The organism is Anaerocolumna chitinilytica, from assembly GCF_014218355.1.
Taxonomy (GTDB): Bacteria; Bacillota; Clostridia; order Lachnospirales; family Lachnospiraceae; genus Anaerocolumna; species Anaerocolumna chitinilytica.
Window position 1 is genome coordinate 4,291,317 of record NZ_AP023368.1, and the last position, 18,119, is coordinate 4,309,435.

The following is an 18,119-nucleotide window of genomic DNA, read 5'->3' on the forward strand; positions in this document are numbered from 1 at the left end:
TCAACTTGATTTAAAACAAGATGGTCAACAATAAGATTAAGTCCAAGGTCTGAATAAGTAGCTAACCTATAAACTTTTTTTATTATATCATTCTTTTTTATTAATACCAACAAATTCCATTATTTATTAATAATATCAATAATTCTTATACTGTAATCTAATTCCAATAACGGTTACACATCACATTTATTTATGGGTAAACGGATATTGGGATTTTTTATACCATTTTTCATATATCGAACAAGTGATTCAATCATATTCTTAGCATCAAAGAAGAAGGGAGAAAAAATAAACTGAGTTTTGTTAATTTAAATTAGCAAAACAAAATGAGTTGAAGGATGAAAAAAACATCCTTGTATTTAATTATTATCTCAAAAGGAGATTTCACTATGCTACTCCGCCAAAGAAGCATGGTAGGTAATGAAGGAACCCTTTATTAAATTTCTTTCTGAAGCACAAAGTGTTTCGTGGCAAAAACAATCGTCCATAGATTGTATAAATAAGAGTGGGTTGTGCTTAGCTTTAACAGATACCCATTGTTTATGTTTTTATCGCGAAATCAGTGAGAAAGGAATCGTTATGTCACACAAGAATAAAAAATCTCTAGTTGACCAAGTGAAGCAATCTTTGGACAGTAAGCTTGCGATTGATCGTTCCAAACATCAGGATCCATTGACAGAATCACAGTTGATGACATTGAGGGTTTCTTTCATGGCTGTATCAGTGAATATGATTTAACCAAGAAAGAACTGGACAATATGAAGCAGATTTCAAGGACTTAATGAAGTACGCGAAGAAGAAAGGCTTAATTCTGTCCAATCCATATGATGATATTGAAATCAACGTGAATGGCTGTAAACCACCTAATAATCCTAAAGATGAAAGTAGGGTCTATCTCCCTGAAGAAAAGGAAAAACTATTTCGACAACTGAACAAGCGATTAATGCAGATGCCATACGAGACGGATACCTATGTGGTATTTCTTCTGTTCAAGCTTGGTCTTAGGATAGGTGAGGCTGTGGCACTGAAATGGTCGGATATTGATTGGGAAGCCAGAGAAATACACATCCATCGGATGGAAAGTCGTGTTGAAGATGAAAACGGGAAACTCAAAGTAGCTATCTGTGAGTATACGAAGAAGAAAAGCCCTGCTGGTGACAGATATCTTCCTTTAAGCGACTATGAAATTAATCTGTTTCAGACGGTTAAGAGCATCAATGAGGAAGCAGGATATTCAGATGGGGATTTTATCTTCTGCGATAAAGAAGGCAGAACCAAGATTCGTGAGGTTGATAACTGTATCCGTGCACAATGCACACGAGCAGGAATTGAAGTGAAATCTGCCCATGATATTCGCAGAACGGTAGCATCTGAAATGCAAGAAAAAAAGTGGCAATTGAAGACATTCAATGGTATCTTGGTCACAATGATGAAGCTACCACTCTTACCTACATACTGAATAACCAAGGAAAGCAGAAGACATCAAGACAGATTGTGAATGCGCTTTCAGAGATGAATGGAAATGACGTACTCATGGGTACTCAAAACTCATAAAATGAAAAATCCCCAGAGACCTTGATATTTCAAGATTTCTGAGGAAATTATTTAAGCGCGAGACGGGATTCGAACCCGCGACCCTCGCCTTGGCAAGGCGATACTCCACCACTGAGCCACTCGCGCACGTTTGTATTATTTCATCTGGTAATTAATTACCTGGCGAACACAAACAATATTATAGTACAAGCATTATTATATGTCAACACCTTTTTTACTATCGGTCAAGAAATCTTGTTCTTATACTCATATTAGGCTTCTCGCCTACCTGGTATTCCTCAACCTTCAAGGCATTTCTCATCTCAGTGCTCATAGTATCTGCGCAATTACGGCATAGGCGGCCATATTTAATACTTTCTCCGCATACTTCACAATTTATAAAAATAGGCGAATCATCTGATATAATCAAACGCCCGTCTTTTAGATAACTCTTAATTCTAACAACTCTCACATCTGTCTCTTTGGATACTTCCATAATGGTAGCCGAAGGATGTTCATATATATAATTCTTTACTGATTGAAATTCTGCTTCATCTTCCTTTTTACAATTCTCACATATACATTTACCCATTCCGGAATATATAAACATATTCCCGCATCTTAAGCAGCTCTGTAATCCGCCATTCATTCCCATGCTCAAATCCCCCTAACCTTTTATCCGTCCTTGGCGGGACAACTATGTACAATCCTTTGACATATTCTGCATATCTTCCGTAATATATTAGCATATTCAAGGCATAAAGTAAACTGCCAAAGATAAAATGTGAAATTATTATCGCAATTTAAGATGTAATTTAAACTATTTTGGTAAATAATGTTTAAATCCAAAAAATTTATATAAAAAATAGCAAAATATTTATTACTTTTCATGCTTTCCCTGTTGCTTCGTGTAGAATTTTGTATTATATTAGTAGCAAGAGATAAATTAATATCAGCAACTCAATTTTTTTCTCTATGTAACAGACAACAAGATTCGAAAGTTTTCATGTTGTCTATAATTACTTGGAAAGCACAATCTGATGCTTGTACCCCTCACAAGTATCGATTGCTTTCATTATAAAACATTTTGTTTCCCCTCAATTATTTAAAACACCTCCTACCAGTAAACAGCTTTGCTGTTTCACTTTTAGGAGGTGTTTTAAATTATTTCACTAAATTCTGCATTTTAATGTTAATCCATTAACGATCTTTGCCATCGTATTGCTTCCAGATATAATGTCATATACCTATTTGCTGATACCTGAGGATAACCACCTGCCTGAGACAACTTTTCCCATTCTGCACGTTCAAGAGCAACTACAGTATCAATGTACCATCGAAGCTGATTCGGTTTACCCAATAGTGCATCTTGCACTTCCTGTGATAAGGGAAGGCCAACCAACGCTTTTTCCATATTGGTATTCATCAGTACATCTACAGATGAAAACATGCCACCGATAAAATAATCCGATTCTTTTGCTGTATGTAATTCTTTTGCTAAAAGTGAAAGCATCTTCCCGCGAATAACAGAGGTTTTTACAAGTTCCGCATTCTCAGGACTTTGTACTCCTCTTAGCATCATCAGATATACCCAGCGCCTAATTTCATCTGTACCCATAAACATCAGTCCCTGCTTAATGTTCTTTATTCTGTACTTGGTTCCATAATATACAGAGTTGGACATTTTTAAGAATTTATAGGACAAACCTACATCCTGCTGAATAATTTCAGCTATTTTATCATAGTCAATCGGTTCAATATTAAGAACATTAACAATTCTTACAAGATTAACATTCAATGCATCAATCTCTTTAAGGTTCTCTAAGAGAGGTTTGCTGAAATAATACCCTTGGAAAAGTTTAAATCCCATATTCATCGCACGCTGGTGTTCTTCTCTGGTTTCAACTTTTTCTGCCAGAAAGGTTATCTTCTGTCCGAACTTATCAATAATCTTCTGTATACCATCCCCCTTAATAGCAGGAAATTCAACTTTTATGATATCAGCGATCTCAATTAAAGGCAGGTACTCTTTCGTATACTGTTCCAGAACAAAATCATCCAAAGCCAGTATGTATCCCTTCTCTTTTAACTTCTTACAGGCTTCAATGATCTTCTCATTGGGTTCAACTCTCTCCAAAATCTCAATAACCACCTGATCTTTGGGCAGTAAATATGCTAATTCATTTAAAATTAGATTCTGAGAGAAATTAATAAATCCTTTCGTTTGTCCTGTCAGTTCCTGAAATCCAAAAACTAAAAAAGAGTTATTTATCAAAGCTGTTGTTGCCTGGTCGTCATCTCCTCCCTCAAAATAATTATTTAAGCTCTTTCTATAAAGGAGTTCATAACCATATACTTTCATTTTACGATTAAATATCGGTTGCCTGGCAATATATACGTCCATACATCCTCCTATCAATTTTAAAAGCCATAATTTTCATGAAAAAAGATAATTTTTTAAATTTATATCGTTGTGATATATACCATTATATACCAATTTTTATTCTAAGTGGATAAAAAGTTGTGAAATTAGAAATATTATAGGGAAAATTTTTTATCATTGTTGCTTATTGTAATAATTTGTTATATATTTTAAATTAAAGGGGGCATAAACTTGCTAGACTGCACTATTAATTTGAAAAGAATTATGGACACCTACTTAATGGCTACAGAAAATGGTTCCTTTTTCTTTGATATTCGACTAAATCTGATTTTATCCAACACTGATTATACTACTGTAAATGAATTAAGCGACTTGGGTTTCGATCATGTATTGTCTTTTCTTTCAGAAAAATTTTCCAAGACTGTAAGCGATAAAAGATACTTTGCTTTTTTCCTTCACGATAGTATTATTTGCCATATTGTTTTTATAGTCAGAAATAACAATTATATCGGAGCAATTGTATCCGATCCTATTATAGTAAGAGAACTCTCTGATGTAGAATTTGATGAATTTACCGAACCTCTCCATCTATCTGAACATAAGAAATCAGAAATTCGCAAGCTTCTAATGAGAAAGAAAACCATTGTCTATGAAAAAGCAATATCATACGGAACTGTTTTATATTCACTCAGTACCAGCCTAATGAAAGAAAATGCTCCTATTCAAATAATAAAAAGTAATCAACAAACGGTAAAAAAGTCTATTAAACCATCCTCTATTTCAGAAAATCGTAAGTGGAATGTCAAGGGAATTGAACGTCATATTCCATCCTCAACCTATCTAAGCCTTAAGCAGGCAATACAGGAAGGTGATACACAAAGGCTTTTAGATCTTATTAATCAGCAAAGCGCTTCTTTCGCCCCAGTGCATCAGTTCTATAATACAGATCATATAAGAAGCATTAAAAACAGCTGTATTAAACTATGTTCCATGGCCTGTTATACTGCCATCGATGCCGGCGCACCTTATGTGCAGACACTGGATATGACAGACGAAATGATTCTTCGGATGGAACTTACTAATAATATTACTGAGATCTATGAAATGATGAAGAATGTTCTGGCGACGATTACAAATGCGGTCTCCAAGAGCAAAAAAAGTATCTATTCCCAGCCTGTAAGAAAAATCATAGACTATCTCTACAGCCATTACAGCGAAAAAATAACACTAGAGGATTTATCCAACCTCACCCGTTTAAGCACCTATTATATTTCTAATTTAATAAAGTCAGAAACCGGTTTATCCTTAAATGATAATATAAATAATATCCGTATTGAACAAAGCAAAAAACTCTTACTGGAAAAGAATTCAAGCATATTAGAGGTTGCACAAAGCGTCGGTTTTCATTATCAGAATCATTTTGCAGCAGTATTTAAAAAATACTGCGGAATCTCTCCTTCAGACTATCGGAATGCTCATGGCATCAGCTTCGTGGGAATGACTTCAATGACTGAAAACGCATATTATAATCTAATATCGCAAATAGTTTTTCAAATCAAAACAAAACTTACAATCTTTGACGGTCATTATGATGTGGCACGGATTGTGAATCCCATCGAACATACAACCTGGGTGATATCTGGTGAAGAAATCCCGAATGAATCTGCTTGCTATTACTTTTGGAACAATAACGAATCCTGTCAAAATTGCATCTCTATTCGGGCATATGTTCAAAACGATACCTTCTTTAAGCTGGAACAAAAAGAAAAACAAACTTACCTGGTTCTTGCTTTTCCTGAACATATAGGAAAATCCGTTTATATAACTGAGCTTTTAAAGGATATATCCAACCAGTCTATTATTAACATAGCTGCTGCTATCACTAATCCACTTCTTGAGGCAGCTGATAAATCGACAGATAAGCAGACAGGATTTTATACCAGGTATTACATTGATAAGCATTTACCTTTAGATATACGCAGATCAAAGGCAGAGCGGGAACCTTTAACTTTAATTACAGTTGTATTCACACTACCGGAGCTATCCAATGACATTTATGAATTCCTGCCTCTTCTTTCAGAATCAGCCCATGCCTGCCTTCCAGGACCGGAAGACTGGATTGGGCATTATGCCGGCAATATACTTCTCTATGTTCTGCATGGTAAAGCAGATGAACAGATACAAGAGATAAACCATCTCATACAAACCACCTTAAAAGGCAGATTAAATTCTATTGGCTTTTCAGATATTGGAGTACAGACAGCAGACCAGCATCTAAGCCAGGAAGTCTTCGAAGCAGGCGAACTTTTTTATCTGTTGTTTGCCAAATTACACGCGAAAGCTCAATCAGATACATGACACCCCTCGCAAGTATCGATTGCTTTCAATAAATGTTGTGTTTCCCAAATAAATTAAAACACCACTTGAACAAGACATTTTAACGTACTCGTTCTATGTGGTGTTTTAATTTAATCGGTTTTTCTAATTCAAATATTTATCAAACCGCTTTGTACTCTCAAGAACCTCTGTTAAATATTCTTTTGCAGTTTCTGATTTCTCGAGGTTTTTTTCACTGATGGCAGATACTTCTTCAGAACTTGCTGTAATCTCCTGTGTTGCGGCGGATAATTGACTAATACTATCAACTATCTGGTTATTCGCTTCTGCTAACTCTGCTAACATAATATCTATTTCTTCGATGTGCCCGGAGAGTATATTTACATCTTCATTTATTTTCTCAAAACTTTGAGAAGCCGTGGTAATAAGGTTTCCTTGATTTTCAGTGGACAAAATTGATTCTTTTACATGGCGGATTGCATCTGAAGCATTCAGATTTAATTCCTCAATTATCTTTGAGATATTTTCCGTAGAAACTCTTGTCTGTTCTGCCAGCTGTCTAATTTCTTCTGCAACAACCGCAAAACCTTTACCAGCTTCACCGGCTCGTGCACTTTCTATCGAGGCATTCAACGCTAACAGATTTGTTTTATTGGATATCATAAATATCATTTTTGCGATGTCTTGTACTTCACTCATTTTATTATGCAATTTATCCATAGAACTAACTACTGTCTCATTGGTCGATGCAATATAACTTGACTGGCCCTTTAAGTTCTCCATAACGGCCAAGCCATTCCGAACAGATTCCGCTGCATTGGCAGCAATCTCTACCATCTTATCAGAATGTTCTATGGTTTGATTAATGGATTGCTGGATATTATGGGTCATAATTGTCTGTTCCTGAATATTATCGGCCGTAGCCTGTGTACTGGCTGATACTTCACCAATTGATGAATTCACTATTTTTGTAGACTCTCCGAGGACTTGTACAAGTTCATTGCTTTTTGATGTTCCGTTCTTTACTATTTTTGCAATATCTAGAATATCATTTACCATTATATCTTGAATTTCTTTCTGATCCTTTACCGTATAAAGTGAATCATGGGAAAAACGATGCCCTATATCTGTGCATTTATAAATAGTATTAAGAGTTAAAAGAATAATAATTAGTTCCAAAATATTTTGAAATATATCCGTAGTCCCGGACATTATTAAAAGCACGGAATAGATAATATTAACAATACTGCTCCACAGACAAAAAATCCTCACTAATTTGGTATTGTAAAATAAAATTACTGCTGATAATACAGGGATTACACTTATCCTGACAAAACTGCTCTCATCACTCAAAAGGAAAATAGAGTATATAATCATGTAACTGATCAGGCTTCCCCACCCTAGTATATTACTAATAGGTTTCTTAATATAAACCGCCATGTTAATGGTAAATGCAAGGCAGCATAATGGAATAAGAATGGCAGGTATGATAAAGGAGACATCCTTTGTCATGTAATTTCGAACCAGGACTGCTATATACAAAGCATATAGTATGGTAGTTCCTAAAAGTATAAATCTGTTAATAACTTTGTTTCTTTCTGATTTCTCGTTAAACCTTCTGATTTTCAGTCCTTGATAAATAGTATCCATAGCAATTGATTATTTCTCCTTTTCGTCCCAGTAAAATGGTATTATTTAGAAGAATATCACTATTGTCGAATTAAGTCAATCTTATACAGTTTAAGAAAAGAAAAAATCATTCTTAAAGATACGTCTCCATTTCAACAAAGTCTTCATAGACGGTTTTTTCAGTGAATCCTACCGATTTATACAGTTTTAGGGCAGCCATATTATGTCGGTGAACTCCTATAGTAAGGTATTTACATCCTTGAGATTTCAGGTAGGTAAGCCCCTGCATCATCATGATTTTACCAAAGCCTCGGTTTTGATATTTCTTATCAATCAAAACACTTTCAATATAGTAATTCTCGTTTTTCCGATCAACCTTAAAAGCAACCAAACCAATGGAATACTCTCCTTCCATTAGCACAAATAGCTTCTGTTTATATGCATATGCAATACAGATAGCCCGCTTGGCATTACTCATATACTCCAACTGCTCCTCTTCAATGGATAATTCCATGGCATCCCAGAGATTCCTTTTATTAAAAGGAACCAATTTTGTATCTTTGGGGAACACAAATGCTGAGGTAACCAATTTTCTAAACTCCTTACGGAATTGGCTGATAGAATCTCCGCCGACACTGCGTTCTATCAGTTCACTGTTTGTAAGATGAAGAAGGCCTAATTTCTCCTTCCAGTTCAGATAAAGATAACAGCTCCAGCCTGTACTGCCGTATTCCAGACCGCGAGCACTTAATAGGCCGGAAACGGAATTAAAAGCTATACTTTGTTCAAAAGTTGCAGGTGTGGTAATTGCTTTCCAGGCCTTTTCCGACAGAAGCCTTTTCTCTACCAAGGCTTGTAACAGCTTCTTAGCCTCTCTGTAATTTATCCCAAAGGCATATTTTACATTCTCTTCGTATTCACTGTTTATGTAGCTGTTCATATGGTATACGGCATAAGGTTTTGTATCAGGTTTTTTATAATCTCCTTTTATACCAATGGGAGCGAATATAACCTCTCGAAGGTAATCCGGCAGCTTCATTCCTGCACATCTCTCTATTACTTCCCTGATAAATAGCGTTTCTGACATATTATCCAAGTCATCTGCTGGTTCCGTTCCGGGCAAACAAGTTAGTGCCTTATTGTTAACAAAAGAAAAAGCATCGTAAAAATCCCAGGGATGTGTAAGGAGCTTACGATCCTTGAGATTACGCTGTTCATCAATAAGATTCTGATACGCTATATCCTCCTGCTTATTTTTCATAATACCACTGTTAAAAAAATCCGGAATACCGCTCTGCTTAAGACATAGCTGCTTCAGTGTTATTTCAGTTGCATGGCTGTATTCCGGAATATAGGTGTCTATTGTTTCGGATAATCTTATTTTCTTTTCATCCAGCAACTTTCCAATGCAAAGACCCATTAAGAATCTGCTGTTATAGGAGATAAGATAAGTGCTGTCTTCTTTGATCGGTATTAATTTCTCTCTGTCTGCAAAACCGTAGTAATTCTCATGATACCACTCATGTTCCTTTACAACAGCAACAGCACCGGAAACATCCCATTCTATTACGCATCGATTTATCTTTTCACTCAGTCCTGCTTTATCTAACAATTTGTTGCCTCCTCTTAGGTTATATTTGCACTGCGATGTCATTGCTAATCTGGTTCACAATATCATTAAGGCTTAAATCCATAGACAATTTCACTTCAGGGATAATCCCTAAAAAGTCCCTCTCCTGCCACCATTTTCTCATGTCAACTTCACCAAATTCATGGGCATTTGGCTTTTGCTGATGACGAATTAAGGTTTCTTCAAAAGGAATATCAAAGTAATATGCCAAAATTCGGTTGCCTGAGAAATCAACATTGTACCGTGCCCGAATTTTTTCTGCAAGGCTTTTCCTGTTGTAGTCTTGCCACTCCCGGAATTACCTCTTAATATAATCAAAAGTGCAGTATCCTCCATTATAGAAACCATATCCTTTCAAAATACGTTCATAATCTGTCTGAGATTATTTTTTTCTTTTCTCTTCGTTTATATTAATAAAAATTCTATTCTCTTGTTCTATATGGAACAGTCTAACTCGTATTATAGCATAATATTGGAAATTATAGAACGTATCTCTGGAAACTTCCGGTTTTAATAATAAATTATTACATACCTTTCAGAATTCAAAAAGCTCGCAGGGTCTCTTTATAGGACAGCCCGCGAGCTTATATAAGCTTTATATTTTCTATATTTTCTCTGTATTTTTTTCTATATTTCTTTCTATATTTTTTCTATATCTTTTTATATCTTTTTTTATATCTTTTCTTAGACTCAAACAGAGGTTTCAAAAAACCGAATGATGGAACCATCGATTGTAGTTACGCAGCATTCCTTCGCCCCCCAGGGTTGCTCATATATCTCAGATATTTGATTCCATCCGTTATCTCTGACAAACTTATGGAAGGTATCAATTCCTTGAATATTAATAAAAGCTACTACCCCTTTTCCCGGCTCACCGTTGAATAGATGAATTCCTCGAAAGGGAGTCAGATTAGCAACGATTAACTCTCCCGGATAATCAAACACACATCCGTATATCGGATTATCCTTTTCATCTCTCCCGCATATATCTCCATACCATCCAAGGACATCGCGAAACCATTTACAGGTCAAATCCATATCATTTGTGAAATAAACCGGTGCATTTTCTTTTACATAATACCCACGCTTACTAAAACTTGTCATATCATCCATCTCAACCATACCTCCAAATAGTGTTTTTTGAACGGAGAGCTTTTCGAAGCTTGGTAATACAATTTTTCGGTCCCGGGCTGCCGAAGGAGTAATTCCAAAGTATCTGTGAAATGCCCTTGTAAAACCTTCCGGTGTATCATAGCCATATCGAAGCGCAATCTCAATAATATTTTTCTCTGTTGACATCATTTCCATTGCTGCAAGTGAAAGACGTCTGTTTCTTATATATTCTCCGATAGTGTGTCCGCACAAAATTGAGAATAAACGTTGGAAATGAAAGGTTGACATACAGGCTTGTTTTGCAATTTCTGTATAGTCCAACTCTGTCGTAATATTGGTTTCAATATAATCTACTGCCTTCTGAAGCTGTTTTATTTCAGACATTTTCTTACCTCCTGTTCATAAATATTTTATCCGAGGTTAGGGTACTTCTCTTGATAAGAACTGCTTGATTCTGTCATTTTTAAATTCATTTTTTCATGTATGTCCTGTTTGACTCTATTGGCTTCTAATTACATAATGCTCTAATTGTACACAATCAAGTATTATCTAAACCATACAACTTTCATAAAATCGGTAGATTTCCTCTAATGGAGTTGACATTAAACTATTTACATCGTTAATATGATTTCTCTTTTTATATTCTCTAATTATTTTTATACCAAAATAATATCCTGCATTTTGAGGTATTCCTAATTCTTCGCATCCAAATATGTATTTACCTGCTTCCTCCGGCGGTAGACATAATTTAGCTGCAGTTTTTATTTTTTTCCAGATATCCTCTTCCTCCTTGCTATTTACTCCAAGATGCCACGAGGGACTCTTATCTCCAAATATACTTTCTGCAAAGTCATCCGCTTCGCCTTCAATAATAATGCTTTCAATCAGCCATCCATGAAGTCCTTCGCCATTATGAAGACAATACCAATAATTTCCCCACACATTATGATGATATTCATGAGCAAAGACAAAGGGAAGCCACTCCTCAAAATTGCTGTTTGCAGCATTTATATTTAGGATAATATTTCCCCAAACTCCCGTACCATAGATCCCTTCCGGTATCCCTGTATTTGAGGGATAGATAGCCACATACATAGTATCTTCATCATCCTTTGGTAATCGATTGCATATATCATTAAAAGTTTCTTCAACCTGATTCCAGTTGACCGTCTTTAGTGCCTCCAGCTGCTGTTTTGCTTCCGCCTTGTCCAACTGACAAATGGGCATTTTATAGTCTTCCGGAAAAGGCGCCCATTGGGATATTGTATTCCAATATGGTTCCACCATAATTACTTTCCAGGTCTCTTGATCCTGATGTTCTGCCCGAATGTAATCTTCAAGCTTCAAATAAGCCGGTATTAATTCAATTTTCACGGTATATCCTCCTAAAATAAACTGGTTACTGGAAAATATAATGTATAGCCGCTTGTTGGAGAGTCCATCTCAAAAATTGGCGCACTATCCAGATCTCTACGTAATTGATAATCAGCATAATTAAAATCAGACAATACATCCCATGCCGCTAAGACATGTCCACCTAACTCGTAGCTCCTATAAGGCGGCACATTTACCTTCAGATAATCAGAAGAAGGACACATATTGACTTCAAACCCCTTAAAGCTTGGAATAGCTTCTGTAGGTTCAAGTTCGAAACCTAAAGTTAACGAGGTAAATTTCTGTCCCTTGTAGATATGCGTCAAATATACCCCCTCCATATACTCCACATCTTTCATCTGCCTTATCTTTTCAAAAATCCCATTCTTCATGGAGCTGGTATAAAAATCATGCGGGAATAAATCATCGGTATTTCTCATCAAACTATACCATAGACTTTTGGGTTTATGAATTATCTGGACAGTTGGTTCCGGTAAGACTTGTTTCTTGCTCCTGGCATTTTCATGGGAGGCTTCTTCTGTTACTTCTTTTAACATATTTTCAATCTGATTGCCTTCCAATTCCCCAAGCTCACGAAATTTTGAGGGAGTAGTCTTAAATGCTGACTTAAAAGCTCGTGTAAAGCTCTCCTGGGACTCAAAGCCATTATTCTGTGCAATCTGAATGATACTTGTATTGGTATAACGCAACTCCCATAATGCCTGCGCCATTCTCCTGTATTTAATATACTTACCTAAATTCATATCCGTAGCAGATGAAAAAATTCTTCTCAGCTGCTTTTCGGAATATCCATACTGCTGTGCTGCTTTATTGCAGCTTATACTATCCAGTTCTCGTCTGATTTTATCTTTTACTTCACTTACTATGCTTTCATAGCTATACATTTCTTCCTTCTTTCATTGTAATGTAACACGGACGTATATTTTTGATATTTTCGGACATATTATAAATTTTATCAACAGAACTATAAAGACACCGTTAATGCAATGAATTACAAATGTATACTCTAGCTTTTATCATCAAATAAATTTATTTTATCAATTCCAATACAATCAGTATTCTTAAAAGTAAACTTTACAACCCAAGGCATGAGTGATTTAATTCGTTCAAAGTCATCATATCCAAATGAGCTATCATAGTAATTTATAATTGTGCTAAGAGCAGTTCCATGGCTCCCAACAACTATATTTTTATTCTGATACTCTATTAATACAGCATTTAGTGCAGAAATATTTCGTTTTTGAACCTCATTTAATGCTTCCCCATCAGAATATTTATAATTAAAATCAGCCCATTGCCGCCTACTAAACGTCTGAAAATCTTCAATCCATATACTATCAATTTTCCTTTCACGAAAATCATGAACAGACTTAATATGAAGATTATATTTGTCAGCAAAGTCTTTTACTGTATCTACTGCACGCTTATAAGGACTTGATAAAACCACATCAATCATTTTATCTTTTAAGTAGTCAGTAACAAGTACTCTGTCTTTCATTCCTTTCTCGGTGAGTTCCCTTGTTTGATCATCATGATTCTTATAATTTGGTTCAGCATGTCTGATAAAATAAACATGAGTCATAATTTACTCCTATCTAGGTGTTTTTTGCAGCTATATAATATCATACTTGTGAAATCTTTAGTTTTACTTGCATCCTTTATTTCTAATGCGTTAGCTTTTTATTTTTTTATTTGATTCCTAATTTCCTTTTCATGCACGAGGCAATATTCATAACCTTTTTCCATAAACAAGAGGATATTATTGTCTTCAAAAAGCCTTTGCAGTATATCCAGCACAGGAGTTCCATCTATTTTCATTGTATAAAAATAATCATACGCACAGCCGCTTTCGAAATAGGGATTGATTGAATATAGCCTCTTATCCTTTCTCATAATGGTATCGACAACCATTTCGCTGAAAATCCATTTTATATGAGGATTTTCATATTCCCTTTTATCATCCTTAAAGTGACAATTCCATACATAAAACCAAACAAAATGGATAATTTCATGGATGGCCATTCCTAGAGCTCCTTTTTCACTATTTAAATAAAAAACATCAAATCTTCTTTCATCTAAAAATCTTGGACATATTGGATTCAGTGTGATATTTCCAATCAGGTCGTTAAATTTGTCCGATAAATTTAGATCAAATGTATCCTCTAATGCCTTTTGTATACTGAATGATTTAGAATCCCAATACTTCTGATAGCTTATTACTTTTTGCTTAATTGCTTCGAATTCTACAACACCATTAAGAACCTCTAACAAATAATCTCGCTTCTGAAGGCTATTGAAAGAACAAAGTTTTCCTTTATCAATCTGAGGATAAAAATAAAGGGAAGACTCGAACCAGTATTCGCTGTAATCTCCTTCAAGGAATAGCATGATACTATCAATGCTATGTTGTATCCCCGGATTATTATATCGTAATTTCATATTTGGCTCCCATCTGCGTGCTTTAGCACGTGTACAAAATCAGGGGGAGTGAAAGATTTATCTTTCACTCTTCCCTCCATGTGATGTGCTTTAGCGAGTACTTAAATCAAAAGTGAAAATTGTCTTTCATTTTCACACTAACCACTTTCTATTTCCATTCCTTATACTGTAGTATATAAGTTTACTGGATTCATAGATTCCTTCCCTTCAGCTAGGGCACTTAATTCATTTATACACAGTTCCTTCGCCTGATTTATATATGTAAGGATTTCATTGTATGGATATAGTTCGAGGTCCTCCCTGGAAGCTGCTTTTGAATCATTGATTTCACTTCTTAATGCCTGGCAGAATTCAAGACACAAAAGTTGATCAATCTCTTCTATACCAATCCCATCCATTAATGGAAGGTAATAATGTAAATTATAATCTTTTGATAAAATATAATTAAGTACTCTAAAATCTTTATAGCTCATCTCATAATATAATTTTCGTTCCGGGTAGAGATGAATTCTGATAAATCTGTCTGCAATACTTGAAAACCATAAAGCATCCATTATTAGATGACAATAGTAACCCATATAAAGGGAATCACTCATCTGCCAATTATATCTATCTTTAAATTTAAGCCAGTTAATGCCTTTCTTATTCTCTTTTGTCAATACTTCTCCAAAATGAGCTTTCTCATAACTGCCATCTTCATGCTTCGATAAATCCGGTAATAATGCTCCATATACAAATCGATCTCTATCTATTCCCGTATTCATTACCGCAATTTCTTCTGCAATCAAATAATGAATCAATCTTGAAGCCATCGTATTTTCTCCCTTGATTGTTCTTCAATAAACCAGCAACTCTTAAGTTTACTCCGAAACCGCGCTATCCCCTGCAATACCATAATTCCTAACACCTATCCTCATTATCTCATATGGCTAACAGACATTACCACGGCTTAATAAAGCCTCAGAAATTTAGTGTTCTGAGGCTTTTAAAGAACTAAATTCTATAAATGACACTCCATGCTGACCATTTGCTCCTGTAAGCCATGGCGTTTATAAAAACGTATTCCGCTGTGATTAGAAGGAAATACCGACAAACGTAAATAATCTAAACCGCGGTCTTTCGCCCATTGCTTTGAAGCTTCAAATAACCTTGTGCCAATACCGCAGTTTCTATGTATTTCTTTCACAATAAAGTCTTGCATATAAGCATACCTGCACGGTATTAATAGACTTGGACCATTGGTTTCTTTTTCAAATAATAACGAAAATCCAACTACTTCATCCTGAAGTTCTGCCAGAAGGAATTGTGATTTAGGGCCATTAATCATTTCTATTAAAGATTCATCGTTTCTATCTCCCCGCTGAAAATGTTCCGGCTGATGCTTTATAGCATCCGTATCCAATTCCCAGAAAAGTTGTCTTATAGCTTCTATATCTTTCTCTGTTGCAGGTCTTATTATCATTCGTAAATTCCCCTTCATCTATTAGATTATCAAATTGCTTTTATCATAAACATTTCAAGTGGCTGTTCAAAGCCCGGTATATCAAGTACCAGGCAACCACTATCTTTATAACCAAGCTTCCGATAAAAATGCTGTGCTTCTTCATCGGCTTGTGTTGATGTCATAACCATCTTATAACCCAACCCAGCCATTTCAGCCTCCCAAAATTCCATGGCTTTTCTGCCATATCCTTTTTTGTGATAAGAAAAGTCAATATAAATCATAGTTAAAAAAGGGATGTTATCCCAAAACATATTAAAACGTAATATCCCGATGGGTTTCTCATCATCAAATATTACATATCCTCTTTGATCTGCTACTTTTTTTATAAATTCTGCTTCCGGCAAATGCCTGTCAAGCGTATACCAAAAGTCTTTATCTTCTTTTTTTATGCCCCTTATCTGAAACATATCTGTTCCCCCTATTAATGATTCAATTGCCTTATGGTAATGTTAATACTATTAGAACATAAAAGCCAGATTAAGAATTATTATAATTATTTTTAACAATATGAAATATCTAAAATCGCTAACTCCTATTTTAAGGAATCAGCGATTTTTAGATTAATTAAACATACTGTTTATAATTTCTTTTTTCTTTTGTTCGTACTCTTCTTGTGTTAATAAATCCTTTTGATACATGTTTTTCAAACGCTCAAGTTTATTTTCAACTGAATCATCAGACTTTGATTTACTCGCACTTTGTCCTGCTTTTTCATAATTTTTGATTTCATTTGCAAACGCCGCAGCGATAGCTTCAGCATTTTTAATACAATTTTTTTTAGCAAGCAGATATGGTACTTTTACCCCACCTCTTATTAAAACCTTTGTAATATCAGAGGTTTCATGTGAAATAGTGACAGTCACATAATCACCCGGAGAAGCTGTTAACCCCTTTACCTTAATTTGTACTGTACCGATAATTTCATTTTCATCAGTAATTTCATAATTTTTGAGGGTTGATACCGCTTCTAATATAGCATCATAACAGTCTTCAACAGTAAAATTTACTTTTACTTCAATTTCATGTTCCATCATCATAAGTGTAACCTCTCCTTTTCATTTATCTGCATATTATACTATTTTATGGTAAAGTTACAACAAAATCAATCCATACCTATGTATTATTTTGTCAAGATTTCCGAATAAATTGTTCAAGTGTATGAAGTGTTTTGAATTAATCAAATTTACTCTTTATAATCAATAATTAATAATATTTTCCTTGACCTCGAGTTAGCTTTATTATGTATAATGTATCTTGTCAATACAACAACCGGATATTCCTTCTAGGAATGTCCAAACTAATAACTGCCGTTCAATAATAAAAGGAGGGTTACACATGATTTTACAGGAAACGTATACGTTGAAGAATGGAGTCAAAGTACCAAAAATTGGTTTAGGAACCTGGCAGATACCGGATGGAGAACAGACCTATCAGGCAGTCCTGTGGGCATTACAGAATGGATACAGACATATAGATACAGCGATGGCTTACGGAAATGAAGCAAGTGTTGGAAGAGCTATTAAAGATTCCGGGATAGCCAGAGAAGAGATTTTTGTTACTACAAAGCTCCCTGCAGAACATAAGGGGCATAAAATTGCCCATGAATGCTTTCAGAAATCTATAAATTTATTGGGACTGGATTATATTGACCTTTATTTAATCCATGCCCCCTGGCCTTGGCACAGCATTGGTCAGGATTGTACACAAGGAAATATCGACAGCTGGCAGGCTTTAGAAGAAATCTATGATAGTGGCGCAGTGAAGGCAATTGGTATCTCAAACTTTGAACCCAAACATATACAACCAATATTATCAATGTGCAAATATGTACCAATGATGAATCAGATTTCCTTTCATATTGGTCATAGACAGGAAGAGATCGTTAATTTTTGCGCACCCCTTGATATTAAAATTACCGCTTACTCTCCATTGGCAACCGGAAGAATAATTGGAAATAAAACGATTGTAGCAATGGCCGAGAAATATCAGGTAACTCCCGCACAGCTTTGTATCCGTTATTGCTTGCAGAAAGATACTGTTGTTATCCCCAAATCAACAAAGGAAGAACGAATTATTTCGAATGCAAAAGTAGATTTTGTTATCCTTGATGAAGATATGAAAACTCTGGATCAAGTTAACAATTAACCCTAGGTTCT

General features: G+C 35.2%; 17 protein-coding genes and 1 tRNA gene. 3 read left to right on the plus strand and 15 right to left on the minus strand.

Going from position 1 to position 18,119, the window contains the following annotated elements:
* Positions 1-781 precede the first annotated feature (781 nt).
* On the plus strand, positions 782-1,459 hold the full coding sequence (locus bsdcttw_RS18720) for a tyrosine-type recombinase/integrase (RefSeq protein ID WP_185256336.1): 678 nt from the start codon (positions 782-784) through the stop codon (positions 1,457-1,459).
* A 149-nt stretch (positions 1,460-1,608) separates the two neighbouring features.
* On the opposite strand, the gene bsdcttw_RS18725 is transcribed toward bsdcttw_RS18720, so the two are convergent.
* The 3 genes from bsdcttw_RS18725 to bsdcttw_RS18735 form a co-directional block, all read right to left on the minus strand.
* Positions 1,609-1,680, minus strand: a tRNA-Gly gene (locus bsdcttw_RS18725).
* A 91-nt stretch (positions 1,681-1,771) separates the two neighbouring features.
* Positions 1,772-2,188 (minus strand): MerR family transcriptional regulator, encoded by a 417-nt coding sequence (locus tag bsdcttw_RS18730; RefSeq protein ID WP_207726431.1) that lies wholly within the window; start codon positions 2,186-2,188, stop codon positions 1,772-1,774.
* 537 nt (positions 2,189-2,725) lie between these two features.
* Positions 2,726-3,937 (minus strand): EAL and HDOD domain-containing protein, encoded by a 1,212-nt coding sequence (locus bsdcttw_RS18735; RefSeq protein ID WP_185256338.1) that lies wholly within the window; start codon positions 3,935-3,937, stop codon positions 2,726-2,728.
* Between the two features lie 210 nt (positions 3,938-4,147).
* On the opposite strand from bsdcttw_RS18735, the gene bsdcttw_RS18740 reads away from it, so the two are divergent.
* Entirely contained in the window at positions 4,148-6,274 is a 2,127-nt protein-coding gene (locus bsdcttw_RS18740; RefSeq protein WP_207726432.1) for a helix-turn-helix transcriptional regulator, read from the plus strand.
* Positions 6,275-6,397: 123 nt separating this feature from the next.
* On the opposite strand, the gene bsdcttw_RS18745 is transcribed toward bsdcttw_RS18740, so the two are convergent.
* The 12 genes from bsdcttw_RS18745 to bsdcttw_RS18800 all read right to left on the minus strand — a co-directional run bounded on the left by bsdcttw_RS18745 (position 6,398) and on the right by bsdcttw_RS18800 (position 17,000).
* Entirely contained in the window at positions 6,398-7,903 is a 1,506-nt protein-coding gene (locus bsdcttw_RS18745) for a methyl-accepting chemotaxis protein (protein WP_185256340.1), read from the minus strand.
* 112 nt (positions 7,904-8,015) lie between these two features.
* Positions 8,016-9,494, minus strand: a complete 1,479-nt coding sequence (locus bsdcttw_RS18750) for a GNAT family N-acetyltransferase (RefSeq protein WP_185256341.1) — start codon at positions 9,492-9,494, stop codon at positions 8,016-8,018.
* 19 nt (positions 9,495-9,513) lie between these two features.
* Complete coding sequence (locus tag bsdcttw_RS25095; RefSeq protein ID WP_225903705.1) at positions 9,514-9,723, minus strand: P-loop NTPase family protein; 210 nt, start codon at positions 9,721-9,723, stop codon at positions 9,514-9,516.
* Positions 9,724-10,202: 479 nt separating this feature from the next.
* Positions 10,203-11,009, minus strand: a complete 807-nt coding sequence (locus bsdcttw_RS18760) for a helix-turn-helix domain-containing protein (protein WP_185256342.1) — start codon at positions 11,007-11,009, stop codon at positions 10,203-10,205.
* A 165-nt stretch (positions 11,010-11,174) separates the two neighbouring features.
* The gene (locus bsdcttw_RS18765; protein WP_185256343.1) at positions 11,175-11,999 is read right to left on the minus strand and encodes a DUF2268 domain-containing putative Zn-dependent protease; all 825 of its coding nucleotides are present in this window, start codon (positions 11,997-11,999) and stop codon (positions 11,175-11,177) included.
* A gap of 11 nt (positions 12,000-12,010) precedes the next feature.
* Positions 12,011-12,904, minus strand: a complete 894-nt coding sequence (locus tag bsdcttw_RS18770; protein WP_185256344.1) for a helix-turn-helix transcriptional regulator — start codon at positions 12,902-12,904, stop codon at positions 12,011-12,013.
* 122 nt (positions 12,905-13,026) lie between these two features.
* Entirely contained in the window at positions 13,027-13,602 is a 576-nt protein-coding gene (locus bsdcttw_RS18775; RefSeq protein WP_185256345.1) for a histidine phosphatase family protein, read from the minus strand.
* Positions 13,603-13,700: 98 nt separating this feature from the next.
* On the minus strand, positions 13,701-14,459 hold the full coding sequence (locus bsdcttw_RS18780; protein WP_185256346.1) for a hypothetical protein: 759 nt from the start codon (positions 14,457-14,459) through the stop codon (positions 13,701-13,703).
* Positions 14,460-14,620: 161 nt separating this feature from the next.
* On the minus strand, positions 14,621-15,271 hold the full coding sequence (locus bsdcttw_RS18785) for a hypothetical protein (protein ID WP_185256347.1): 651 nt from the start codon (positions 15,269-15,271) through the stop codon (positions 14,621-14,623).
* 188 nt (positions 15,272-15,459) lie between these two features.
* Positions 15,460-15,921, minus strand: coding sequence for a GNAT family N-acetyltransferase (locus bsdcttw_RS18790; protein WP_185256348.1), 462 nt, complete (start codon positions 15,919-15,921; stop codon positions 15,460-15,462).
* A 29-nt stretch (positions 15,922-15,950) separates the two neighbouring features.
* Positions 15,951-16,370 (minus strand): GNAT family N-acetyltransferase, encoded by a 420-nt coding sequence (locus bsdcttw_RS18795; RefSeq protein WP_185256349.1) that lies wholly within the window; start codon positions 16,368-16,370, stop codon positions 15,951-15,953.
* A gap of 153 nt (positions 16,371-16,523) precedes the next feature.
* Positions 16,524-17,000: an SHOCT domain-containing protein gene (locus bsdcttw_RS18800; RefSeq protein WP_185256350.1), complete on the minus strand. Its 477-nt coding sequence runs from the start codon at positions 16,998-17,000 to the stop codon at positions 16,524-16,526.
* Between the two features lie 298 nt (positions 17,001-17,298).
* On the opposite strand from bsdcttw_RS18800, the gene bsdcttw_RS18805 reads away from it, so the two are divergent.
* Entirely contained in the window at positions 17,299-18,108 is an 810-nt protein-coding gene (locus bsdcttw_RS18805) for an aldo/keto reductase (RefSeq protein ID WP_185256351.1), read from the plus strand.
* The last annotated feature ends 11 nt before the right edge of the window (positions 18,109-18,119 follow it).